The organism is Thalassospira lucentensis (assembly GCF_032921865.1).
Lineage (GTDB): Bacteria > Pseudomonadota > Alphaproteobacteria > Rhodospirillales > Thalassospiraceae > Thalassospira > Thalassospira lucentensis_A.
In genome coordinates this window covers 3,331,316-3,352,719 of record NZ_CP136684.1, presented here as the reverse complement: position 1 = coordinate 3,352,719, position 21,404 = coordinate 3,331,316, and the positions used below count along the sequence as shown (strand labels likewise).

The 21,404-nt window shown below is 55.5% G+C and carries 25 protein-coding genes; 10 read left to right on the top strand and 15 right to left on the bottom strand.

Annotation, left to right across the window (positions count from 1 at the left end):
- The first annotated feature begins 115 nt into the window (after positions 1-115).
- Positions 116-358 carry a type II toxin-antitoxin system ParD family antitoxin gene (locus R1T41_RS16230; protein ID WP_097050508.1) on the top strand — a complete coding sequence of 81 codons (243 nt, stop codon included), beginning with the start codon at positions 116-118 and terminating at the stop codon, positions 356-358.
- Positions 355-645 (top strand): type II toxin-antitoxin system RelE/ParE family toxin, encoded by a 291-nt coding sequence (locus R1T41_RS16225; protein ID WP_286779725.1) that lies wholly within the window; start codon positions 355-357, stop codon positions 643-645. Before R1T41_RS16230 ends, R1T41_RS16225 begins: the two co-directional genes overlap by 4 nt.
- A 110-nt stretch (positions 646-755) precedes the next feature.
- On the opposite strand, the gene R1T41_RS16220 is transcribed toward R1T41_RS16225, so the two are convergent.
- Entirely contained in the window at positions 756-1,181 is a 426-nt protein-coding gene (locus R1T41_RS16220) for an acyl-CoA thioesterase (RefSeq protein ID WP_062951777.1), read from the bottom strand.
- A 291-nt stretch (positions 1,182-1,472) separates the two neighbouring features.
- On the opposite strand from R1T41_RS16220, the gene parE reads away from it, so the two are divergent.
- The 3 genes from parE (at position 1,473) to R1T41_RS16205 (ending at position 5,227) form a co-directional block, all read left to right on the top strand.
- The gene (gene parE / locus R1T41_RS16215; RefSeq protein WP_114110469.1) at positions 1,473-3,455 is read left to right on the top strand and encodes a DNA topoisomerase IV subunit B; all 1,983 of its coding nucleotides are present in this window, start codon (positions 1,473-1,475) and stop codon (positions 3,453-3,455) included.
- Between the two features lie 86 nt (positions 3,456-3,541).
- Entirely contained in the window at positions 3,542-4,462 is a 921-nt protein-coding gene (locus tag R1T41_RS16210; protein ID WP_317337856.1) for a glutaminase, read from the top strand.
- 171 nt (positions 4,463-4,633) lie between these two features.
- A complete protein-coding gene (locus R1T41_RS16205; protein WP_317337854.1) occupies positions 4,634-5,227 on the top strand; it encodes a hypothetical protein in 594 nt (197 codons plus the stop codon).
- A gap of 134 nt (positions 5,228-5,361) precedes the next feature.
- Here the strand turns inward: R1T41_RS16205 and R1T41_RS16200 are convergent, their stop codons facing one another.
- Positions 5,362-5,559, bottom strand: coding sequence for a hypothetical protein (locus R1T41_RS16200; RefSeq protein ID WP_317337853.1), 198 nt, complete (start codon positions 5,557-5,559; stop codon positions 5,362-5,364).
- Here R1T41_RS16200 and R1T41_RS16195 point away from each other — a divergent pair.
- Positions 5,552-6,391 (top strand): transporter substrate-binding domain-containing protein, encoded by an 840-nt coding sequence (locus R1T41_RS16195; protein WP_317337852.1) that lies wholly within the window; start codon positions 5,552-5,554, stop codon positions 6,389-6,391. The genes R1T41_RS16200 and R1T41_RS16195 overlap by 8 nt on opposite strands.
- On the opposite strand, the gene R1T41_RS16190 is transcribed toward R1T41_RS16195, so the two are convergent.
- Both R1T41_RS16190 and R1T41_RS16185 read right to left on the bottom strand, forming a co-directional pair.
- Positions 6,388-7,125, bottom strand: coding sequence for an alpha/beta hydrolase (locus R1T41_RS16190; protein ID WP_317337850.1), 738 nt, complete (start codon positions 7,123-7,125; stop codon positions 6,388-6,390). The two genes, R1T41_RS16195 and R1T41_RS16190, sit on opposite strands and share 4 nt — an antisense overlap.
- Positions 7,122-7,682: a hydrolase gene (locus tag R1T41_RS16185; protein ID WP_317337848.1), complete on the bottom strand. Its 561-nt coding sequence runs from the start codon at positions 7,680-7,682 to the stop codon at positions 7,122-7,124. The genes R1T41_RS16190 and R1T41_RS16185 overlap by 4 nt, the downstream gene beginning before the upstream one ends.
- Before the next feature lie 214 nt (positions 7,683-7,896).
- Here R1T41_RS16185 and R1T41_RS16180 point away from each other — a divergent pair, with 214 nt between their 5' ends.
- Positions 7,897-9,741 (top strand): DEAD/DEAH box helicase, encoded by a 1,845-nt coding sequence (locus tag R1T41_RS16180; protein WP_317337846.1) that lies wholly within the window; start codon positions 7,897-7,899, stop codon positions 9,739-9,741.
- A 92-nt stretch (positions 9,742-9,833) separates the two neighbouring features.
- Here R1T41_RS16180 and R1T41_RS16175 read toward each other — a convergent pair whose 3' ends face one another.
- Both R1T41_RS16175 and R1T41_RS16170 read right to left on the bottom strand, forming a co-directional pair.
- Complete coding sequence (locus R1T41_RS16175) at positions 9,834-10,280, bottom strand: Rrf2 family transcriptional regulator (protein ID WP_062951766.1); 447 nt, start codon at positions 10,278-10,280, stop codon at positions 9,834-9,836.
- Between the two features lie 4 nt (positions 10,281-10,284).
- The gene (locus R1T41_RS16170) at positions 10,285-10,782 is read right to left on the bottom strand and encodes a GNAT family N-acetyltransferase (protein ID WP_231858251.1); all 498 of its coding nucleotides are present in this window, start codon (positions 10,780-10,782) and stop codon (positions 10,285-10,287) included.
- A 481-nt stretch (positions 10,783-11,263) separates the two neighbouring features.
- On the opposite strand from R1T41_RS16170, the gene R1T41_RS16165 reads away from it, so the two are divergent.
- A complete protein-coding gene (locus R1T41_RS16165) occupies positions 11,264-11,740 on the top strand; it encodes an Lrp/AsnC family transcriptional regulator (protein ID WP_062951764.1) in 477 nt (158 codons plus the stop codon).
- A gap of 9 nt (positions 11,741-11,749) precedes the next feature.
- On the opposite strand, the gene R1T41_RS16160 is transcribed toward R1T41_RS16165, so the two are convergent.
- Both R1T41_RS16160 and R1T41_RS16155 read right to left on the bottom strand, forming a co-directional pair.
- Complete coding sequence (locus tag R1T41_RS16160; protein ID WP_247793534.1) at positions 11,750-12,265, bottom strand: hypothetical protein; 516 nt, start codon at positions 12,263-12,265, stop codon at positions 11,750-11,752.
- A 6-nt stretch (positions 12,266-12,271) separates the two neighbouring features.
- Positions 12,272-13,627 (bottom strand): MATE family efflux transporter, encoded by a 1,356-nt coding sequence (locus R1T41_RS16155; RefSeq protein ID WP_317337843.1) that lies wholly within the window; start codon positions 13,625-13,627, stop codon positions 12,272-12,274.
- Positions 13,628-14,304: 677 nt separating this feature from the next.
- Between R1T41_RS16155 and R1T41_RS16150 the strand changes: the two genes are divergently transcribed.
- Complete coding sequence (locus R1T41_RS16150; protein WP_062958225.1) at positions 14,305-15,003, top strand: alpha/beta hydrolase; 699 nt, start codon at positions 14,305-14,307, stop codon at positions 15,001-15,003.
- Between the two features lie 217 nt (positions 15,004-15,220).
- The gene (locus R1T41_RS16145) at positions 15,221-16,921 is read left to right on the top strand and encodes a methyl-accepting chemotaxis protein (RefSeq protein WP_247793537.1); all 1,701 of its coding nucleotides are present in this window, start codon (positions 15,221-15,223) and stop codon (positions 16,919-16,921) included.
- 90 nt (positions 16,922-17,011) lie between these two features.
- Here the strand turns inward: R1T41_RS16145 and R1T41_RS16140 are convergent, their stop codons facing one another.
- The 7 genes from R1T41_RS16140 to R1T41_RS16110 all read right to left on the bottom strand — a co-directional run bounded on the left by R1T41_RS16140 (position 17,012) and on the right by R1T41_RS16110 (position 21,066).
- Positions 17,012-17,587 carry a YceI family protein gene (locus tag R1T41_RS16140; RefSeq protein ID WP_297012787.1) on the bottom strand — a complete coding sequence of 192 codons (576 nt, stop codon included), beginning with the start codon at positions 17,585-17,587 and terminating at the stop codon, positions 17,012-17,014.
- 2 nt (positions 17,588-17,589) lie between these two features.
- Complete coding sequence (locus R1T41_RS16135) at positions 17,590-18,144, bottom strand: cytochrome b (protein WP_317337840.1); 555 nt, start codon at positions 18,142-18,144, stop codon at positions 17,590-17,592.
- Between the two features lie 73 nt (positions 18,145-18,217).
- On the bottom strand, positions 18,218-18,811 hold the full coding sequence (locus tag R1T41_RS16130) for a YceI family protein (protein ID WP_062958221.1): 594 nt from the start codon (positions 18,809-18,811) through the stop codon (positions 18,218-18,220).
- A 379-nt stretch (positions 18,812-19,190) separates the two neighbouring features.
- Positions 19,191-19,634 (bottom strand): DUF2155 domain-containing protein, encoded by a 444-nt coding sequence (locus R1T41_RS16125; protein WP_062958220.1) that lies wholly within the window; start codon positions 19,632-19,634, stop codon positions 19,191-19,193.
- A 6-nt stretch (positions 19,635-19,640) separates the two neighbouring features.
- Entirely contained in the window at positions 19,641-19,886 is a 246-nt protein-coding gene (locus tag R1T41_RS16120; protein WP_114116183.1) for a hypothetical protein, read from the bottom strand.
- 171 nt (positions 19,887-20,057) lie between these two features.
- Positions 20,058-20,546, bottom strand: coding sequence for an outer membrane lipid asymmetry maintenance protein MlaD (gene mlaD / locus R1T41_RS16115; protein WP_317337835.1), 489 nt, complete (start codon positions 20,544-20,546; stop codon positions 20,058-20,060).
- A 157-nt stretch (positions 20,547-20,703) separates the two neighbouring features.
- The gene (locus R1T41_RS16110; RefSeq protein WP_062951755.1) at positions 20,704-21,066 is read right to left on the bottom strand and encodes an NADH:ubiquinone oxidoreductase subunit NDUFA12; all 363 of its coding nucleotides are present in this window, start codon (positions 21,064-21,066) and stop codon (positions 20,704-20,706) included.
- Positions 21,067-21,404 lie beyond the last annotated feature (338 nt).

Sequence of the window (21,404 nt, the reverse complement as noted above, 5' to 3'; positions counted from 1 at the left end):
CGCCCAGCCCATTGCCCTACCCCGTTGCCTTGTCGCTTTCTCTACGGCAAATGTTTGCGTCGGCCAGGTTGCCAATGGTAGGATAAAGTAGGATCAAAAGACGAAAGATCACCTTATGATCAAAAAGAGCATCACCGTCACCGAAACGCAGGAAGCCTGGATTCAGGCGCAGCTTTCGACCGGTCAATACGCATCCGACAGCGAAGTGGTGCGCGAAGCCTTGCGTGAAAAACAGATGCGCATGGCAGAAATCGAACGCATTCGCAATGCGTTGAATGCCGCCGAGGAAAGCGGTTTTTCCTCAATGGATAAAGAAGATATACGCGCGAGCGTCAAGGCGGACATGAAGCTCAAATGACCGCTTATCGTCTTAGCAAACTCGCGGAAGACGATATCAGACGCTTGTATCGATACGGCATTGAAACTTTCGGGCAGCGACACGCGGACATTTATTTTGACGCCCTGTTTGAACAGTTCGACAAAATCGCACGCTCGCCCGCCATTTATCAGGCTGTCGATGATATCCACCCCGGATATCGTCGCTGTGTTTTTGCAGCACACACCATTTATTACCGCATGGACGGCAATATCCCTTTGATTATGCGCATTCTGGGTCGTGAAAACCCAGATTTATCGGCGGTATAACGACGCCCCATTTCCACGCGTCATTCCCGCGAAAGCGGGAATCCAGACTTGACGCAACGACGGTTTCCGGCTCGGCACCTCGCACAGTCCGGAAACCCGAATTTGCCTCTTTAAACCGCAACCTCATCCTTGCGCACCGGGCGCGGGCGGCCTTCGGCGTCAATCGCGACAAAGGTAAAGGTTGCCTCTGTCACCTTGATGCGCGGCGGCTGGTTTTTGCGCAGCACCCAGCTTTCAAGATGCAGCACCATCGATGTATTGCCGATCCGTTCGATATCGCCATACACGCACACCACATCCCCGACATAGACCGGACGATGGAACGTCATGCCGTCAACCGCGACCGTGGCAACGCGCCCCTCGGCAATCTGGCTTGCCATCACCCCGCCCGCGATATCCATCTGCGACATCAGCCAGCCGCCGAAAATATCACCGCTCGGGTTGGTGTCGGCGGGCATGGCAAGGGTTCGGGTGCACATGTCGCCGCGCGGCATGGTGTTGTCGGTACCATGTGTGGTCTCACTCTCATTTGCCATCGGGCTTACTCCTGTCTGGGCGCGCCATTCACGCGGGCCGATATTTTTATTGGACCTGACGGTCTCGGTTTTCGCGACAAGTCTGGCACCGTTTTCTGCGCTGCCACAACGAAATTATGATCTCTGGCAAGACCACTGCTTGCATTCACGCCCAAAAAACATTTTTATGGGTCGCATCTGAAAACATATGATACTCGTTAAGCCTAAAGGCATCCAACCCCGTAAAATCAATCAACAGATATGCGTCGTTGGACCTTGTTTTAACATAATAAAGAAGTTGCGTTCCGGGGCATGACCGACCTTTTCGAAGATTCAAACCAATCGACCACAAACGCCTATTCCGCCAAGGATATCGAAGTTCTCGAAGGCCTGGAGCCTGTGCGCCGCCGTCCCGGTATGTATATCGGGGGCACGGACGATGCCGCACTGCATCACCTGGTTGCCGAAATCCTCGATAACTCGATGGACGAGGCCGTCGCCGGCCATGCCGACTGGATCGAGCTGGAACTCAGAACCGACAACACCGTCATGGTGCGCGATAACGGGCGTGGTATTCCGACCGATCCGCATCCGAAATTCCCCGATAAATCGGCGCTTGAAGTCATCCTCACCACGCTTCATTCGGGCGGAAAGTTTTCGGGCAAGGCTTATGAAACATCCGGCGGTCTGCACGGCGTGGGGATGTCGGTCGTGAACGCGCTGACCGACAAATTCCGGGTCGAAGTCGCACGTGATCGCAAACTGGTGTTTCAGGAATATTCCAAAGGCACCCCGCTCGGTCCGCTTCAGGATGGCGGTGCGGTCAATAACCGCCGTGGCACCACGGTCATCTTCCGCCCCGATCCCGAAATTTTCGGCAACCGGGCCAAGCTGAAACCCGCCACCATCTTCCGTATGGCGCGGTCCAAGGCCTATCTGTTCAAGGGTGTTGAAATCCGCTGGTCGGTCGATCCGGAATTGCTGACCAGTGATGATCCGACCCCGCAGCAGGAAGTCCTGAAATTCCCCAACGGGATTCTCGATTACCTGAACATGACCATCGAAGGTCGTGATCTGATCACCGAACGTCCGTTCGCAGGCGAAGCCAAGTTTTCCGAAAGTGCCGGTCGCGTTGAATGGGCGATTGCATGGCCAGATGGCGGCGAAGGGTACTTCCATTCCTATTGTAACACGGTCCCGACCCCGCTTGGCGGCACGCACGAGGCCGGTTTCCGCTATGCCCTGACCAAGGCGATCAAGACCTATGGCGACATGGTCGGTCAGAAAAAGGCCGCGGCCATCACCGCCGAGGACGTCTTTGGCGGCGGTTGCATCATGCTCTCGGTCTTTATTCCCGATCCGCAGTTCCAGGGCCAGACCAAGGAAAAGCTCGGCACCGCATCGGCCACCAAGCTGGTTGAAACCGCGGTTCGCGACCATTTCGATCACTGGCTGACCGGTGATACCGAAAATGCCAAGCGCCTGCTTGAACGCATCATCCTGCGCGCCGAAGAACGCCAGCGCCGCAAGGAAAAGAAAGAAACCAAACGCCAGTCGGCAACCCGCCGCCTGCGCCTTCCGGGCAAGCTTGCCGATTGCTCACGTTCCATCGCCGCCGGAACCGAAATCTTCCTTGTCGAAGGTGACTCGGCAGGTGGTTCCGCCAAACAGGCACGTGACCGTGAAACGCAGGCCGTTCTGCCACTGCGCGGTAAAATCCTGAACGTGGCGTCCGCGACCCGCGAAAAGATGATGGCCAACCAGGAAATCAAGGACATGATCGAAGCCTTTGGCTGCGGTTCCGGCTCCGATTTCCGGCTTTCCGATCTGCGCTATGAACGCATCATCATCATGACCGATGCGGACGTCGATGGCGCGCATATCGCATCGCTTCTGATGACCTTCTTCTATCAGGAAATGGCTGGCCTGATCGAAAACGGCAATCTGTATCTCGCCATGCCGCCGCTTTACCGCCTGACACAGGGCGGCAAATCCATCTATGCGATGGATGATGCGGAAAAAGAGGTCCTGCTTGATACCGAATTCAAGAACCGCGGCAAGGTCGAGATTTCCCGATTTAAGGGTCTGGGTGAAATGCCACCCCCGCAGCTTCGCGAAACCACGATGGCGCCGAAAAAGCGCACCTTGCTGCGCGTTTGCCTGCCTGATGCGGCCGAACCCGATGCCCGTGGCCAGACCAAGGATCTGGTCAACCGCCTGATGGGCAAAAAGCCGGAGCTTCGCTTCCAGTTCATTCAGGAACATGCCCGCTTTGTCGAGGATATCGACGTCTGATCGGATTAAAATTCTTCATCATCAAACCCGGTGTCCTGCACCGGGTTTTTTGTCCCTGACAGCCTGACAAACAAAGCGGACACATAATGACCCACAATTATGCCGCCATCCTCCAGGATATTTCGGACGCGATCCACCAGACCGATTTTACCGATGCCCGCAAGGTCGACTACATCCCCGCCCTTGCCAGCGTCCCCGACGATCATTTTGCCATGGTGCTACGCACCGCCGATGGAAACGAACTTGCCATTGGCGAGGCCGACCTGCCCTTTTCCATCCAAAGCATTTCCAAGGTCTTCGCCCTTGTGCTGGCCCAGCGCGCGCACGGCGATGATTTATGGAAAGCCGTCCGGCGCGAACCATCCGGTTCGGCCTTCAATTCCCTGATCCAGCTTGAACAGGAACACGGCATCCCGCGCAATCCTTTCATCAATGCCGGGGCGATCCGTGTTGCGGATCTGATCGCATCACGCTACGCCAATCCGGATCGTTCGGTGGCCGAATTCCTTGGCCAGCTTTGCGGCAATCCCGGCATTCGCGTTGATAACGATGTCTATCTGTCCGAGGATCAGCACGGTGATCGCAACCGTGCCATTGCCTATCTGATGAAAAGCTTCGGCAAACTTGATAACCCGGTCGAAGACGTCGTGCGCGCCTATTTCAAGCAATGCTCGGTCGCGATGACCGCCCGTGAAATGGCGCGTGCTGCCTTCTTCCTTGCCAACAAGGGTGTCGGCATTGATGACCGCACCGTGATCGCGCCTGGGGAAACCAGCCGCATCAATGCGCTGATGCTGACATGCGGCATGTATGACGGGGTCGGTGATTTTGCATTTACCGTCGGCATTCCGGCCAAAAGCGGGGTTGGCGGCGGCATCATCGGTGTCATTCCCGGCGAATTTTCCGTCTGCGTCTGGTCGCCACGTCTTGACGCACGGGGTAATTCGGCGGCCGGTATCAAGGCGCTTGAAATGCTGATCCGTGCCATCGGACGATCCGTTTTTTAGCCGCAAACATCGGGGCAGAATAACAGGCTGTCGATCTGGCGATATCGCAACGTACGACATACATATGATCATCAAACAATTGATCTTTAAACCTATTCTGGTCGTATTTTTTATATTGCCCTATGCTGGACAGTCAAAGCTGCTATGGACAACCTGATACAAGGAGCCCCCATGAAAACCCGACCCTCTGCTTATGCACGCAGCCTCTCAGGCGCAACTCTCGCGGTCGGGCTGGCTTTTCTGGCCGGATGCAGCAACATGACCATGGTTGAATATCCGAACTATCATGTTGCCGAAGTCGAAAGCTTCAAAACCTATGGCGCGCCAAGCCGGGTCATGATGGTCGAAGTTCATGACAGGGAAAACCTTGTCACCCCGGAAACATGGGCATCTGCGCTGTCCAATCACGGTTATCCGCCACGTCTTGATTTCATTACCGATGCCGGTGATCTCGCCCCGAATCAGACCCTGCGCGATGGCTATCGCGTCGTCGTTGCTGTCAGCCCATCGCAAACAACCATGGGCGAGAAAATATGCACCGCCCCCGAGACTACCGATTATCCCGCAGACACAACCCGTATCCCGGTCCGGATTGCATTCTGTGCGGGTGACAGCCCGATCTCCGAACTCCGGGCGCATTTCATAAAAGATGAATTCGAACAACACCTTATCGAAAACGGGGATACAATTATCTACCAACTGTTTCCCCGCTATATCCGTGATGACGATGACCATCGATGCGGCATGAGGCGCGCGGACTGCTAAACCAAAAATAGCAATTGGTATAAATCCCGCCGGATCACACTTGCTCTTGCTCTCCATTCCGGGCAACCTGTCTTCAACTACCCACAAGGGTAGGCATCAGGCATGAAAATAAATGCCGATAAAAACAGGGAAGACTACTCGAATGGGGAATGACCGTTGCCAGAAATGGCACGTAATGGCGGATTGCGCGCGCCCATCTGGTTGCCTTTGGCACTGGCTGGCGACCCTGAAATGAAAAACAGGGTAAACTTGAAGTCTTCTGTCCTGTCTGTGTGGCCTTTGATCCTGCCATATCTGCGTGGCATGGTTTGCACCGGATTTATCATGATCATGGCATGCGCCGCGGGGCCGGGGTCGGCGGCGATGGCCAATGACAATCATCCCGATCCCGTCAATGCTTATGACCTGAGCCTGACCATCCTTGCCGACCAGGAAGCCTTCCCGCAAAGCTATCAGGTCAATGGCCATGCCAGTGGTGCGCTTTACGACCTCCTGCATGATTTCAGCAAACTTCAACAGATCGACATGACCTTCCAGAATTTGCCGCTGAAACGCGCACTCGAAGACAGTCATAATAACCCGGCCGGGTTCATCGGCATTCCCGGAGACACCAAAACCGGTGCCTTCATCCTGTCGGACGGCATCAGCACCACAAGCCTGCATGCGATCACCCTCAAACAACGTGATCTGGTGATCAAACGCCCAGCCGACCTTGACGGCCTGCAGGTCTCCATGGCGCGCGGCCTGCAACTGCATGGTCAACTGGCCCGCCATCGCGACGAGGGACGCTTTGACGTCACCTGGTTCAACTCGATCCGTCAATCGATTGCCCTGCTGCTTGCCGGGCGGGTTGATGTCGCACTGATCTATTGCGGCTACGCGCAAAAGGCATCTCTAAAGCAGGTTACCCACTTGACCGATGATGAAATTGCCGCATTGTCGATCCACCGCACGCCGCTGATGAATACGATCAATCGCCTTGCATTGCCGGCAAGCCCCGTCAATGCACGCCTGATACGGCGCTTTAACAGCTACCTCGCCAGACAGCGCAGCAACGGCTCACTTGAAAAGCTCTATGCGCAGTATCTGACCGATGAAAACACCATCGAAATGGTTCTAAGCGATACGCTTGCTCCGTCCGACACCAGGATATCAACACCCTAGGTAACAAGTGCGCATAAAGCATCGGCAAAGATGTCAGGTTGTTCCAGGGGCACATAATGCCCTGCCCCGGCAACATCAATCATCGTCGCACCGGCAATACGCGCCGCCATTTCATGATGCGATGCCGGGCTGATCACCCGATCAGCCTCCCCGACCATCACGGTGCAGGGCATATCAAGTTCCGATAACAGCGCCATGCTGTCCGGGCGGTTGGCAACTGCCGTAATCTGGCGCCTGAACACATCAACGCCAAAATCCTCTGCCATATCCGAAAGCAGGCCGATCAGTTCCGCATCATGGCGATGATCGGGATGGAGCATGTCATCAAGCATCGCGTCATTCACCCCCTGAAACGGCAGGCTCCGACCGGAAATCCGTGCGAGTAACAAGCGACGCCTGCGCATCGCCGGGTCGTCTTTCGTCGCCCGCGTATTCACCAGCATCAGATGCGAAACGCGCCTGCGCGCCATGCGCAGGATTTCAAACGCGACATACCCGCCCATCGACATCCCCACCAGCGCAAACCGGTCTGGCGCCTGATCAAGAACGGATCGCGCCATCGCCTGCACATCATCCTGCGTATCAAGCGGGGGAATGATCGGCATGATTGCCGGGCATGGCATCACTCCTTTGCGCGCGGCCAACCGGTCAAGAACCGGCTGCCACATCCGCTGATCGGCCAGCATGCCCGACAGAAAGACGACCGGAATGGCCGGTTTGGGCTCCGCCGTCATTTGATCAGCGCGCTCAGTTCCTTGAATTCCGGGGTTCCTGCCACGCGCAGCCATTCAAACATAACGCTTTCCCGCGTCACGATTTTCGCCCCGGCATCGCGCATCCGTTCCAGCCCGAAAATCTTGTCATGCATGCTGCGCGATGTCACCGCATCGGCGACCACATAAACCTCGCGCCCGCGATCAATCAGTTCCATCACGGTCTGAAGCACGCACACATGGGTTTCCATCCCGGCAATGACGATCTGATCACGCCCCGGTGTTTCTTCGATCTTTTCCATGAAACCGTCGGCCGGTACGCTTGAAAAACTGACCTTGGAAACGACATTGCCACCATCGGCGGTATCGGATGCCTTCATCATCAGATCAAGGATCGGGGCCGCCGTATGGCCAAGCCCCTTGGGATATTGCTCGGTGACAATGACAGGAACATTCAAACGGTTGGCGCATTTGACAAGAAAGCAGCAATTCTCGACAGTCTGGTCAGGGTCCTTACAGGCTGGATAGAGCTTTTCCTGAACATCGATAATCACCAGACTTGCACGTGATGCGTCCATCAACACCGTTTTTCTCCCTGTTTCATTATCTATTTCGCCAGATTACGCTTCCGGTCTGTGGCAAACAAGCCTCTCGCACAGGGTTAAATTGCCTCTTTAACCCTTTTTTGAGGCGTTTTTCTTGACTTAATTAAGGCTTCGCTTTACGACGCAAGCTGCTTTATCGCAGCGATAATCACATCATAACGCATTCTATTGCGGGAAAACGAACCATATGAATTTCGCCGATCTCGGTCTGAGCGAAGATATCCTCAAAGCCGTCGCAGACGCCGGCTATGATACCCCGACCCCCATTCAGAGCCAGGCCATTCCGTCCGTCCTGATGGCACGTGACATTCTGGGCTGTGCACAGACAGGTACGGGCAAGACAGCCAGCTTTACCCTGCCGATGCTCGACATTCTGCATCATGGCCGTGCGCGCATGCGGATGCCCCGTTCGATCATTCTCGAACCGACCCGCGAACTCGCGACCCAGGTAGCAGCAAACTTCGACACCTACGGCAAATACATGTCGCTGTCCAAGGCGCTGATCATTGGCGGGGAATCCTTCGTCGAACAGCAGAAAATCCTTGAAAAGGGTGCCGACGTCATCATCGCGACCCCGGGTCGCCTGATCGATACCTTTGAACGCGGCAAACTGCTTCTGTCGGACTGCAAACTGCTGGTGATCGACGAAGCCGACCGCATGCTTGATATGGGCTTCATTCCCGACATTGAAAAAATCGTCAATATGCTGCCCAAGCAGCGCCAGACGCTTTTCTTCTCGGCGACCATGCCCAAGGAAATCCGTCGCCTTGCCGACAAATTCCTGTCCAACCCCAAGGAAATCACCGTTTCCCCGCCCTCGACGATGGCGACCACGGTGGAACACAAACTCCTTGTCATGGATGAAATGGACAAACGCGAAGCCCTTCGCAAACTTGTCCGTCAGGAAAACGTCAAGAACGCCTTCGTGTTCTGCAACCGCAAAAAAGACGTCGATATCCTGTTCAAATCACTGACCAAGCACGGCTTCAATGCCGGTCGCATGCATGGCGATCTGGTCCAGAGCGAACGCACCGAAACGCTTGATAAATTCAAGTCGGGCGAAATCACCCTGCTGATCTGCTCGGACGTTGCCGCCCGCGGCATTGACGTTGCCGATGTCTCGCACGTCTTTAACTTTGACGTGCCCTTCAACGCCGAGGATTACGTCCACCGTACCGGCCGTACCGGTCGTGCCGGCCGCGCAGGCAAGGCCTTCATGCTGGCCGTGCCCGAAGACGGCAAACTTGTTGCCGCGATCAACAAATCCATCAACATGGACATTCCCCTGACCGAGCTTGAAGGCATCGAAACCCTTGAACTTGACTTCACCGGCAAAAAACGCCGCACGAAGAAAAGCCGCAAGGCACCGGTGCGTGACGCCTCCCCGCGCAATGATCGTCCGGCACGCAACAGCAACCGTGACGACCGCGCTGAACGCGACGCCAAAGCCGCTGCCCCTGCCCGTAACGAGCCACCGGCACAGCCGCCGCGCGAAAATGCGCCACAGCGCGATACAAAGCCGCGCAATGATCGTTCCAGCCGCCCGGCCTATCAGGACCGCGACCGCAATGCAGGACGTTCATCGTCGCGTCGTGATCGGGATGATCGTTATGACCGTGACGACAAACCGGTGATCGGTCTTGGCGATCACGTTCCGGCCTTCCTGCTGACCCCGGTTCCGGCATCAAGCCTTGGCAAGCCACGCGCCGACGAGGTCGAGAAGAAGGCACCGGCCAAGAAATCACCGGCAAAAGCCACGCGCGCCAAACCAGCCCGCACCAGAACGTCCAGGGCCGCCGCCAAGAAAGAAGCCCCGGCACCCGAGGCAAAGGACGAAACGGTCGCATCTTCTGCACCAGTGGCAACTCCGGCTCCGGCTTCGGCTCCGGCAACTGAAGACGCCCCGGCCAAGGAAGAAAAGCCAAAGGCCGCCCGTCGTCCGCGCAAAAAGGCTGCTCCGAAAAAACCCGCCGCGAAAAAGGCTGACAATGCCGACGCCGCGAAAAGCGATCCCGTTACCAGCGAAAGCTGATGCTGGGGAAACCTTCCGGGTTCTGAAAATCAAAAAGGCCGTCAGAGAAATCTGACGGCCTTTTTGGTGAATATGATGATCGACGCAGGCGGTTAAACCGCGCGGAACAATCCGGTCGAACTCGGCTTTTCCGGGCGGCGCTTACGCATCAGTTTCAGCATGGTTTCAATCGAAATCGACAGCAGCGTCGCATGGGTGATTTCCTCGATCTCGTCCATCACCAATGACAATGCCGCACCGGCATTGGTTTCCTGCACAATGCCGCTTGTCGGACCTGCCCCGACCTCTTCAAACAGCCTGACAACATCCAGAAGCGTCGTACGCTTGGCATTGCCACAGAAACGATAACCGCCACCGGCCCCGCGGACCGATTCAACCAGCCCCGCGCGGCCCAGATCGCGCAGGACCTTTGCCAGATGGTTGGTCGAAATATTGTATCTCTCGGCGATTTCGGATGCCGAAAGCTGCCGGTCGGTATCCTCGGCAAGTTCCAGCACGGCATATAATGCGAACAGGGTCGCCTTCTGCAAAGACATCATGGCGTTACACCCCTTCGTCCATATCGGTTTCAAGCTGGATAAAGGGTCCGGCCATCATGCCCTGCGCGCGGAAGAACGACATAAGGTCGGTCGCATCGCGCGGGATCATGGTGCGGATCTTGGTCACACCGGCCTTGCGGAAACAACGGCAGATTTCCTTGTAAAGAATGCTGCCGATCCCGCCCATGCGCAAATTCGGCTCGACGCTGACGGTGCCGACCCAGCCACACGGGACCGAGTTGAATTCCCACGACCGGACTTCACCGAAAATGCAGCCCAGAAGCGTATCGCCTTCTTCGGCAATCAGGAAAAACCGGGAATCCTTCCGGTTGCCATAACGGGTGAACAGATCATCCCAGTAATCGGGCTTGCGAAGGCCCGTTGTGCGATCATCAAGATCGACAACATTGGCAAGGTCATCTTTGACTGCCGGACGAATATTGATTTTATGCTCGCCAATCGTGACCAGGTTATATCCCGGTGTATCTTGCGCAGCGTCCACCACGTAATGCCTTTCTTGTCCTGCAGGTTGGCAAAACCCCAACCCCCCAGCTCCTGACAGGAGAATACCCATAGTAAAAATACGTAAATTGGTACGATTATACTACACTGTCATTACCACGCGCGGCAACGATAAGTTCCGCCGCAGGTGCGAACAAAGCAAAGCAATGCAAGGATTTGAACGACATAACCCCGATATTTGTTCTGTGCAAGTCCTAACGTTTTCGGCACCGCAAACCAGACTATTCTGACATGCCCCGCAACCGGGAATTTCGCCTTCCTCTGGTCCGGCTTCAAAATCACAATCTGTTACCGTAAAAACATCGCGCACGGATCACGCAAAGATTGACAGGAACGCGAAGTCATGGCTTATCGCGCAGCATGTTTTTTGCACTGGCGGGTAATTTATGCAAAGCCCGCAATGCTGCAAAATCAACCCGGATCACAATAATATCTATCGAGTACAAGGAGTGGGGCACGCCATGGCGCGCAACGGTTTCGACGCAATTGATCGCAAAATTCTTCGCGAGATTCAGGAAGACGGGCGCATCTCGATGGTCGAACTGGCCGACAAGGTCGGTCTTTCCGTCTCTCCCTGCCTGCGTCGCCTGCGCAAGCTCGAAGAAAGCGGCGTGATCCGTAAATATGTCGCCCTGCTGGCCCCGTCACATCTGCGTCTGGGGGTGAATGTTTTTGTCACCGTGTCCCTGACCCAGCATGACGAACCGTCGCTGCGCCGTTTTGAAACCGCCGTGCAATCCCACCCGGAAATCGTTGACTGCTACGCCATGGTCGGCAATCAGGATTACATGATGCGCATCGTCGTGCAGGACCCGGCCGCCTATCAGCGTTTCCTGTCCGAAGTCATGATGAAGCTGCCCGGTGTCGCCAATATCAAATCAAGCTTCACCCTGCACGAAGTCAAAAACAGCACCACCCTGCCCGTGCCCGAGGCATAGTAAAACCTATCAGGGACGAACAGTTGTCTTTTCGATAATTGTCTCTATCGGAAATGCCCCTTCAAAATGAATCCAGTGCTCGTCATCTTCTGGATGAGCAGGTTCGGAAACATAGTCATTGATCCGACAAATTGTTGCTCCTAGCGCAACTAACTTTTTTATCGATATTTTGACAACCGTTCCAAAAGCATATCCACCATCAGGTAGGTGCAATGCATACTTCCTAGCTATTTCAAACTTTGGCGAAGTAGATAGCCCGCAAGTTGGTTGACCATAACCGCCGAACTCATGAGCATGAAGCAAATTACCGAGAGAATATCCTGATGCGAAATCTGGATCCCCGCATTGAACTCGATCTCCAAATGGATCAGATTCTGAAAAAGTGCCGCACTCCGGTGCCATCACCAAAGGCATGCCGGGGGCAGAAACTTCCATTGAACGAAGAAGTTCCCTTTCGCAATTAAATCCTCGGTACAAATAATCCATTTGGTTGATAGCGACCCATTTTGTAAGCAACAAAGTCATATGCTATCAGGATGTAGTGCTATTAGGAATGATCGTCGGGAACAACACCGCAAGCGTCACTCCACGCAGCAGGAAAAACGCGTTAAACGACGCCCACAGCAGATGGTTGCTGTCCGCCACCACCGCCCCCCACGCCATCCCGGCATAGATCGCAACCGACAAAAGCATCATGTTGCGCCAGTGCTTGGTCTGCATCGCGCCCAGAAATACCCCGTCAAACTGAAAACCAAGCACCCCGGTAATCGGTAACATCACCGCCCACAGCAAATAGCTGTATGACGCCGCGCGCACTTCCGGGATCGACGTCAGGCCATCAATGATCCACGGCCCGGCAAGGCCAAAGATCGCCGCCATCACCACCGCTGATGCAATCGCCCAGATCGTTGTCTTGCGCACCGCCCACAGGAACTGTTTGCGCCGTTCCGCCCCATAGGCCTGCCCGACAAGCGTTTCCGCCGCATGGGCAAAACCGTCCAGCGCGAATGACCCGAACATCAGGAAATTCTGCAACACCGCATTCGCTGCCAGCGTCACCTCGCCAAAGCGGGCGGAAAAACTGGTAAACAGGGCAAAGGCCGATGTCAGCGCCATGGTGCGCACAAAGATATCACCATTGATCTTCATCAGGCGCGCCAGTTGCGTACGATCAAAAATACCGATCCCGCGCCACGTCCCGCCAAGCCGTTTGAGATGCGGCTGCATCAAAAACCAGCCCAGCATCACACCGGAATAATCGGCAATCACGGTTGCCCCGGCAACCCCTTTGACGTCCCAACCAAAGCCCTGCACAAACAGGATATCCAGAACCATGTTCAGGCTGTTTAAAACCACCTGAAAAATAAACACCGCGCGCGCGTCACGCATCGCCAGCAACCAGCCCAGCATGCAGTATTGCATCAATGTCGCGGGCGATGCCCAGATGCGCACATGGAAATAATCCCGTGCTGCCGCCTCGACTGCCGCGGTCGGCTGGATCAAGGCCATTGCAAGCTCGATGATCGGCCATTGCAGCACCATGACGGCAAGCCCCGCCGTCACCGCAATCAGGGCCGCCCTGGCAAAAACCGCCCTTACCCCGTTCGGATCACGCCGCCCATAGGCCTGTGCCGCAAGCCCGGTGGTCGCCATGCGTAAAAAGCCAAAGCTCCAGAACACATAGGAAAAAATCAGCGCTCCGACCGCAACCGCCCCGATATAATGCGGGCTGTCCAGATGGCCGACCACTGCGGTATCAACCGCCCCCAGCAACGGAACGGTGGCATTGGACAGGATAATCGGCAGGGTCAACGCCAGAACGCGTCGATCCCCCTTGCCGACCCAGCGGCGCGTACGGCTCAGACGGGAACTCGTCGGGGAACTCATCGGGGCCTCGGAAAATCTTCTTCGGATGGGGCGAATTCCGGATCATCCGGAGGACTTCTTGTGACACAGTTTGCACAGGTGCAAAAGGCACCTTTGGAACTGTTATGCATCAAAGAATCCACATTGTGGAATACCATCCACCCCTCATTCACCCTTTAGGCGATTTTTCTCCGCCTGCCTGACCCTCTCAAAACCCACCAGACATGCAAATTCATGTCATGATTTTTTCACAATTTCCGACAAATGACTGTGAAATCGCAATAAATTTGTGACAGGAATTTCGACCATTTGGTCATGATTGCTGCCCAAAATACTATCCCAATGAATAGTTCGCCGTCGCAAAATCATGCTTTATTGACAGAAATCCTGATCAATTCTGGCTATACCGGGCCAATCATCCACAAAGTTATCCACAGGCCATATTACAGCCCATATCACAACGTGGATCATGGCCCTGTTCCGTCATTTACCTGCCCGATACATCACCCGCCGGGTATTTGTCCGACCAATCTCTCCTTTGGCCCCATACAATGCGGGGCAAACCGATCCTTTACCGCTTCATCGGGGAACAGCGTCGCGATCAAATTGCTGCCACTGAAAACCGCCAGATATAAAAAGACTGGCCGTTGCGACGCAGCATTGCTAATCAGGGACAAAGACAAACGAAGGGATCTGACATGACCGCCGAAACCGCATTGAACGGACCGATGCTGCCGGCCGCATCGGGAACGACCAAAAGCATCGTGATCCTGCTGCATGGCTATGGCGCCGATGGCAATGACCTGATCGGGCTGGCACCTCATTTTGCCCGTGCCCTGCCCGACACCGCGTTTTATTCGCCCAATGCCCCGTTTCCATGCGAAATGTCGCCGTTTGGGCGGCAATGGTTCAGCCTGGCCGAATATGATCCGGAATTTCTCCGCCGTCAGCCCGAAACCATGTCGGGCGCGCTGCGCGCCATGGCCGAGGGGGCAGCGAAAAACTCCGCCTATATCGACCGCTTCATCGATACCCTTCTGGCCGAACATAACCTTCCGGCAAACAAACTTGCCCTGATCGGCTTCTCGCAGGGCACGATGATGTCGCTGCAAACCGCACCGCGTCGCGATCCGGCTCTGGCCGGTGTCGTCGGTTTCTCGGGCGCTCTTCTGGGCGACGAAGCATTTGCAAGCGCGATCAAAACCAGACCGCCGGTTCTGCTGGTTCATGGCACCGCCGATCCGGTCGTCCCGATAGAGGCATCCCGACTGGCACTTGATACCCTGACCGCCAACGGCTTTGCCGCCAAACTGCACGAACGCCCCGGCCTTCAGCACGGCATCGACGAGGAAGGCATTCTTCTGGCGATGAAATTCCTGCAATCGCATCTTGGCTGAAAACGCCCGGAAATTTCGATACACCGCCCGACACCTGCCCTCACATCGAAGGCAGGTGTTTTTCGTATATGATGTTACAGGATTTTTTCTGCACCTTATTGAAAGACCAGCAGCCCATCCCAAAGTATAGGAAATCTGTCTGGACAGCGGCAGAAAGCCCGACAATCATATTGTCGTGGCATCTATACATTCGGTGTGGGTCGGGAGAAATCATTACATGCTGCAGAAAATCAAAATCGGCTACAAGATCGCCGGTTTGTCCATCGTGGCCCTGCTCGGCCTGATCGTCATTTCAACCTTCGAACTTATGAGTTTGCGCACCACCCTGCTTGAAGACCGCAAGGAGAAAATCCGCGCCATCACCGAATATGCGGTGTCGCAGGCCAACGATTTTCAAAAGCAGGTCAAGGCGGGCGAGCTTGATCAACAGGCCGCAATCGACGCATTCTACAAGGTCGTTTCCGCAGGCAAATATGATGGCGATATCGGTTACTTCTTTGCCCTGACCAAGGACAATATCATGGTCATGCACGGGGCCAACCCGGCACTGGTCGGCAAGGATTTCACCTCTGTCCAGGACCCGAACGGCGCTTACTTCATTCGTGATCTGGTGGCAGCCGGCAGCAACCCGAATGGCGGTTTTTCATCCTATCACTGGCCCAAACCCGGCGAGCCAAAGGAACTGACATTTGAAAAAATCTCCTTTGCACATCCCCTGCCATGGGGGGCCATTCTTGGCACCGGCGTCTATATCGACGATGTTGACGTCGCCTTCTGGGATTCCGCGATCTGGTTCATCACGTTAAGTTTGGCGATCATTGCCCTTCTGATGCTGACCGGTTTCTGGATCGGACGCGATATTACCAATGGCCTGCGCAAGCTTTCCGAACGCATGACCTACATTGCCAATGGCGATCTCGACGGTCATATCGAAGGTCAGGACCGTGGGGACGAAGTGGGCGATATGGCGCGCACCGTTGTGGCCTTCCGCGAACAGGCCCGCGAAAACCTGCAATTGCAGCAACGCCAGAAACAGATGGAAACCGAAGCCGAACAGAAACGCCGCAAGGACGTTCTGGAAATGGCAAGCAGTCTGGAAAATCGGGTCAAGGGCCTGATCCAGTCGATCTCGGCCTCGATCTCGGACATGAAAAAGGCGACGGCAAACATGCAGTCTGCCACCGAAATGAACAGCAAGCTGTCAGGCGCCGTTGCAACCGCCACCGCCCAGACATCGGGCAACGTTCAAACCGTCTCTGCCGCGACCGAACAACTGACCGCATCGTCCGATGAAATCGCCCAGCAGATCGCGCGTTCGGCCGACATTGCCAATCAGGCCAATGATGAAGCCACCCGCACCAACGAAACCGTCACCGGCCTTGCCGACGCCGCACAGAAAATCGGCGACGTCGCCAAACTGATCGGTGACATTGCCGAACAGACCAACCTTCTGGCCCTGAACGCCACCATCGAAGCCGCCCGCGCAGGCGATGCCGGCAAGGGCTTTGCGGTTGTCGCAAGCGAGGTCAAAAACCTTGCCAACCAGACCGCCAAGGCGACCGAGGAAATCAATCAGCAGATCACCTCGGTCCAGAACGAAACCGGCGAGGCGGTTGACGCCATCCGCCGCATTTCCGAAACCATCGCCAAGGTCGCCGACAGTTCAACCGCGATTGCCGCTGCGGTCGAGGAACAGCACGCCGCCATCGGCGAAATCGCACGTAACGTCGAAGAAGCCGCCAACGGCACCCGCGAAGTGTCCGAGCGGATCGAAACCGTCAATGACAATGCCGGCAAGGTTTCATCAGGCACGACCCAGCTTGCCCAGACAGCCGAGAAACTCGTCGCCGAAGCCGTGTCGCTGGATCAGGCCGTCGAAAGCTTCCTTGCCGATCTGCGCAAAAACGCAGCCGCCTGATATCGACTGCTGCGCCTAAATGAGAACAGCCGCCCGGTTGGGCGGCTGTTTTTTTGTTCATCGGGCTATCGTGCTATCGCGCTATCGGCATCATGACCGGGTCGCATCAATATCAATGCGGATGGTCACATCATCACCGACCTGGCTGGTATCGCTCCACTGGCCCTGCCCGACGCCGAAATCCGTCCGCTTGATCGTCACCGTCCCTTCGGCTTCCGCCTCATTGCCCTCAATCTCAAGCGTAAAGGGCAGAACGACTTCCTTGGTCACATCCCGGATCGTCAGATCAGCCGTCGCCTCATACTGGCCCGGCGCGATTTCGCGGAAGGATTTGGTTTCAAACTTTGCGGTCGGCCACTGCGCGACATCAAACCAGTCTGCTGAAATGATCTGGCTGTCGCGATCGGCATTTTCGGTATTAACCGATGCGATATCAATCAGGACACTGACTTTCGATCCGGCAAGATCATCCGGCGAAAAACTGATTTCGGCGGTGAATTTATTGAACTCGCCCTCGAAATCCGCGCCAAGCTGGGTGCCGGCAAATTCGATATCGCTGTCATCGGTTTTGACCTGCCACTGATCGGCGGCAAAGGCCGGGGTGCAAATGGCCATCGCCGGAACAATCGCCGAAGCGCGCAGAATGTTTTTAAACAAAGACGTCATGATCAACTCCCTTTCCCCGTCCCCGGAAGCATCCGGCGGAGCGTCGCATCGCGATTGATGAAATGATGTTTGAATGCCGCAGCCACATGCAGCCCGACAAGACCGACAATTACCCAGGACAATATCCAGTGGGTAAAGCGAAGCTGTTCATAAAGTACCTTGTCCGGCCCGACGAGGTCTGGAAGCGTGAACAGGCCAAAGACACTGACCGAAAAATTCGCCGCCGACGACATCAGCCACCCGCTTAGCGGCATGGCCAGCATCACGGCATAAAGCGCGAAATGCGCCAGTTTCGCCGCCTGACGTTCCCATGCCTTTTCACCGAGCCCCGCCGGTGTCTGTTCGGCCAGACGCCAGATAATGCGCAAAATCGCCAGGAAAAGGATGGTAACACCAATCGATTTATGGCGTGAAATCCACGCCAGCTTTTCCAGCCCCAGCGGCAAAAGATCCATATACCAGCCAATCGCAAACATCGTGGCAAACAGGATCGCCATCAGCCAGTGAAAACTCTTGGTCACCGGACCAAAGCCCGTTTGCGTACTGCGAAGCGCCATATGTGATCCTCTCAGGACAAAAAACACCAAACCGGCGGGACAATCACATGCCGCCGCCGGTTTGTCAGTATCGTTATTTCTGCTGCAGGAACTCGGTCGAAATCTGCAGTTCGACTTCGTCGCTGACAGCCGGCACCAGATAGTTCATGCCATATTCCGAACGGGTCACGGTACCGGTCGCGCCGAAACCAAGAACATGATCGCCGGTCATCGGGTGATCGCCTTCACCGGTCAGGGTCACATCCAGAACCAGCGGCTTGGTCTGGCCCAGAAGGGTCAGGTCGCCGGTGATGGTGGCGGTCTTATCGCCGGTCATCTCGATCGAGGTGCTTTTGAACGTTGCGGTCGGGTTCTGTTCAACATTCAGGAAGTCGGCGGTTTTCATGTGGTTGTCGAGGCCCTCGACACCGGTATCGACCTTGCTGAGGTCAATCGTAATGATCGCCGACGATGCCGCCGGGTTTTCACGATCAAGCGTCAGTTCGCCGCTCGTGCCGCCAAAACGGCCCTGGAAGTTGGAAAAACCAAGATGGTTGACGATGAAGATCACGCTGGTATGGGTCGGATCGAGCTTATAGCTCTCGGCCGCCTGTGCCGAAACGGCAGCCCCCGAAAGACCCGCTGCAATCGCCAGAACGAAACCGGCCTTCTTGATTGACGTAAACATTATGCACATCCCTTGTTTAAAAATCGTTCGACGCGAATTGCCGCATCGCAACAAAACTGGAAAAAGGATGACAGCACATGCCCCTGGCCTCAAGCCGGACAGCCCGCAACACTCATTTTCCCCAGAGGAAACAATAAACGCCGTTTGCGCCTTATTTTATCCAAAATGAGAACGCACTGATATCAGAACCAAAATCGATATACTTTCCGACAAAATCCCCGGTTTACCGGGCACAGGCGCCTCTTTCGCATTGCGAATCCCATGCATGACGTAACGTCAAATCATCTGATATCCCGTCGTCACAAATCATTCCCCAAAACAATTGCGGCCGACGCACTGTGCATCGGCCTGCATTTGGAAACAATCTTGTGCGGGAATATCATTCTGCGGGGGCGGGTTGCCCCTGTTCGACGGCCCCTGATCCCTGATCATTCGGATCAATGCATTCCTTGACCCACACGTCATAAACCGGATGTTCAAGCCCCGAAAGACCCGGTGTTGACGCAAACATCCAGCCCGAAAACAGTTCGGCGACGGTGTTTTCGGCATCTTCACGCTGGTCGGAAATTTCAAGGAAACCGGCACTTTCCGGGCGTTCTTCCGGCGGGGTGCGATAGCAGGCATCAACCCGGATCGTAAGGGTGCCGAATTTCGCCGTCTGGCCGACCGGCACCTCAAAGGTCGAAATGCGGGCGGTGATTTTATCAAGCCCCTGAAGCTGGGCGATCTCGGCCGGGCGATAATCCAGCGCAAAGGCAGACGTCAAAGCAGCCACAGAAACAACCGCGGCAACCGCAGCGCCAAACACTATCTTGGTTTTCATGAATAATCAGTCCTGATCGTCTGGCTTGCCATAAGGATTGTGCAGCTCTTCAACAACGCTGCGCATCACCTGGCGGAACTGTTCCTCGTCGCAACCCATCAGCAACGCGTCTTCCATTGCTTCCTGCATCATTTCGCGCAGTTCGCCGAAATTCTCGTTCAGAACCTTGATCTTCTCCACGCACGAAAGCGGTGCCCCTTCGGGGTCCTGCCATGTGGGAAAATTCCTGTTCATGCTATCGGACTTGCTCATCAAGCGGCTCCGCTGCCTTTCGATCTGATCAGGATATCGGTGTCGATATCACGTTACGCAAGCTCTCAAAGATACTTCGCGGCAAACTGACCGGTAAAACCGGCAAAATCATGGCCGGTTTCATACCCGCCATTCCGGCCCGGTCACCGAACTCGCCACCCGGATCAATGCCTATTCGGGGCTGTCCGAAGAACTGCCACCAGAATTACCACCAGATCCACCGCCGGACGAATAAATCACCTGCCCGATCAGTTCTTCGAGGTTAACCGACCCTTGCGTGTATTCAATCTCGCCGCCCGGGGCCAGCATGTCGATATCCCCGCCCGGCTCCAGCGATACGAATTTACCGCCCAGCAATCCGTCGGATGCGATCTTGGCCGAACTGTCCGCAGGCAGTTCCACATCGGAACGCACCGTCATCTTGACCACCGCCATATAGGTCTTCGGGTTCAGTTCCTGTGCCGTGACCGAGCCAACCTTGACACCCGAAATCCGCACATCATTGCCCACCGTCAGGCCATCAATGCGGTTGAAGCTTGCCGAAAGTTCGTATCCGTCAACAAACTCGATGCCCGCCCGGGAATAGGAATAGGACGCAAAGCCCACCGCCACGGCGATTACGGCTGCCCCTGCAAGGCTCTCGATCAGTCTGTTGCTCATGGACCTTATCCGTATCTGCTATCTTGTTGATCTGCATATTGTCGCGTGCGGGCCGAAAAAACAACCGGCTCGGGCACTTCGGTGCAAAAACGCGGTAGAAACACAACCGGGCGCCAACATATTGTCGCGCCCGGTTGCAGAATATAACAATTCCCGATCAGCCTTCCGGCGACCATGCCTGATAGTCGCCAGTCGCCTTGGCGCGCTGGCCGCCACTATATTCGTGGCCTTTCGGGCGATAGGCATGCTTGGTCCCGGTCAGGTTCGGCAGGTGATCTTTCTGCCACTCGTAACGGTCTTCGGCCTTTTCCGACAGCGGCGCATCAATCGTGTAATGCAGCCATGCATGCCATTCAGCCGGAACCTTGGAACCCTCGGTAATACCTTTATAAATCACCCAGCGTTTCGCACGGCGACCATTGGCGGCTTTCTTTTCGGTGTAATAGACATTTCCAAAACGGTCTTCGCCGACGCGTTTGCCATACAGCGCGGTAAAAATGCGGGTCCCGACGGTGGCCATGTGTGGTCTCTCTCCAGATCTGGTTCTTCCGCCTTTGGCGGCGCGCAGACAAAAGGCCCGTATTTGCAAAGCGGTGTTTGCTGGCGGGCCCTGATTTTGCGGCCTGTGTCCGGCGGTCAATAAGGACCTTATATGTCGTGATGTTGCTGCAAAGTCAATGTTTCAGACAGCTGCAGATACCGCATTTCCCGCACAGGCCCCCGCAAAGCCGGGGCAGACACACAATATGGGGTATGACTCCGCGAAAACACCTCCAAAACAACCCACAACCACTTGTGTATGCCCAACTCATTGCAACACAATCGTCACGCGGTCTTGTCCACCTGTTTATCCACAGC

What these genes read in the sequence shown, in the direction of transcription:
- mlaD (WP_317337835.1), bottom strand. Translation starts at nt 20,546, where the DNA reads ATGAGCAACAGACTGATCGAGAGCCTTGCAGGGGCAGCCGTAATCGCC.
- R1T41_RS16150 (WP_062958225.1), top strand. Translation starts at nt 14,305, where the DNA reads ATGACCGCCGAAACCGCATTGAACGGACCGATGCTGCCGGCCGCATCG.
- R1T41_RS16210 (WP_317337856.1), top strand. Translation starts at nt 3,542, where the DNA reads ATGACCCACAATTATGCCGCCATCCTCCAGGATATTTCGGACGCGATC.
- R1T41_RS16145 (WP_247793537.1), top strand. Translation starts at nt 15,221, where the DNA reads ATGCTGCAGAAAATCAAAATCGGCTACAAGATCGCCGGTTTGTCCATC.
- R1T41_RS16110 (WP_062951755.1), bottom strand. Translation starts at nt 21,066, where the DNA reads ATGGCCACCGTCGGGACCCGCATTTTTACCGCGCTGTATGGCAAACGC.
- R1T41_RS16200 (WP_317337853.1), bottom strand. Translation starts at nt 5,559, where the DNA reads ATGATCATGATAAATCCGGTGCAAACCATGCCACGCAGATATGGCAGG.
- R1T41_RS16225 (WP_286779725.1), top strand. Translation starts at nt 355, where the DNA reads ATGACCGCTTATCGTCTTAGCAAACTCGCGGAAGACGATATCAGACGC.
- R1T41_RS16130 (WP_062958221.1), bottom strand. Translation starts at nt 18,811, where the DNA reads ATGTTTACGTCAATCAAGAAGGCCGGTTTCGTTCTGGCGATTGCAGCG.
- R1T41_RS16190 (WP_317337850.1), bottom strand. Translation starts at nt 7,125, where the DNA reads ATGACGGCGGAGCCCAAACCGGCCATTCCGGTCGTCTTTCTGTCGGGC.
- parE (WP_114110469.1), top strand. Translation starts at nt 1,473, where the DNA reads ATGACCGACCTTTTCGAAGATTCAAACCAATCGACCACAAACGCCTAT.
- R1T41_RS16155 (WP_317337843.1), bottom strand. Translation starts at nt 13,627, where the DNA reads ATGAGTTCCCCGACGAGTTCCCGTCTGAGCCGTACGCGCCGCTGGGTC.
- R1T41_RS16220 (WP_062951777.1), bottom strand. Translation starts at nt 1,181, where the DNA reads ATGGCAAATGAGAGTGAGACCACACATGGTACCGACAACACCATGCCG.
- R1T41_RS16195 (WP_317337852.1), top strand. Translation starts at nt 5,552, where the DNA reads ATGATCATGGCATGCGCCGCGGGGCCGGGGTCGGCGGCGATGGCCAAT.
- R1T41_RS16140 (WP_297012787.1), bottom strand. Translation starts at nt 17,587, where the DNA reads ATGACGTCTTTGTTTAAAAACATTCTGCGCGCTTCGGCGATTGTTCCG.
- R1T41_RS16175 (WP_062951766.1), bottom strand. Translation starts at nt 10,280, where the DNA reads ATGATGTCTTTGCAGAAGGCGACCCTGTTCGCATTATATGCCGTGCTG.
- R1T41_RS16205 (WP_317337854.1), top strand. Translation starts at nt 4,634, where the DNA reads ATGAAAACCCGACCCTCTGCTTATGCACGCAGCCTCTCAGGCGCAACT.
- R1T41_RS16125 (WP_062958220.1), bottom strand. Translation starts at nt 19,634, where the DNA reads ATGAAAACCAAGATAGTGTTTGGCGCTGCGGTTGCCGCGGTTGTTTCT.
- R1T41_RS16180 (WP_317337846.1), top strand. Translation starts at nt 7,897, where the DNA reads ATGAATTTCGCCGATCTCGGTCTGAGCGAAGATATCCTCAAAGCCGTC.
- R1T41_RS16135 (WP_317337840.1), bottom strand. Translation starts at nt 18,144, where the DNA reads ATGGCGCTTCGCAGTACGCAAACGGGCTTTGGTCCGGTGACCAAGAGT.
- R1T41_RS16230 (WP_097050508.1), top strand. Translation starts at nt 116, where the DNA reads ATGATCAAAAAGAGCATCACCGTCACCGAAACGCAGGAAGCCTGGATT.
- R1T41_RS16165 (WP_062951764.1), top strand. Translation starts at nt 11,264, where the DNA reads ATGGCGCGCAACGGTTTCGACGCAATTGATCGCAAAATTCTTCGCGAG.
- R1T41_RS16185 (WP_317337848.1), bottom strand. Translation starts at nt 7,682, where the DNA reads ATGGACGCATCACGTGCAAGTCTGGTGATTATCGATGTTCAGGAAAAG.
- R1T41_RS16160 (WP_247793534.1), bottom strand. Translation starts at nt 12,265, where the DNA reads ATGACTTTGTTGCTTACAAAATGGGTCGCTATCAACCAAATGGATTAT.
- R1T41_RS16120 (WP_114116183.1), bottom strand. Translation starts at nt 19,886, where the DNA reads ATGAGCAAGTCCGATAGCATGAACAGGAATTTTCCCACATGGCAGGAC.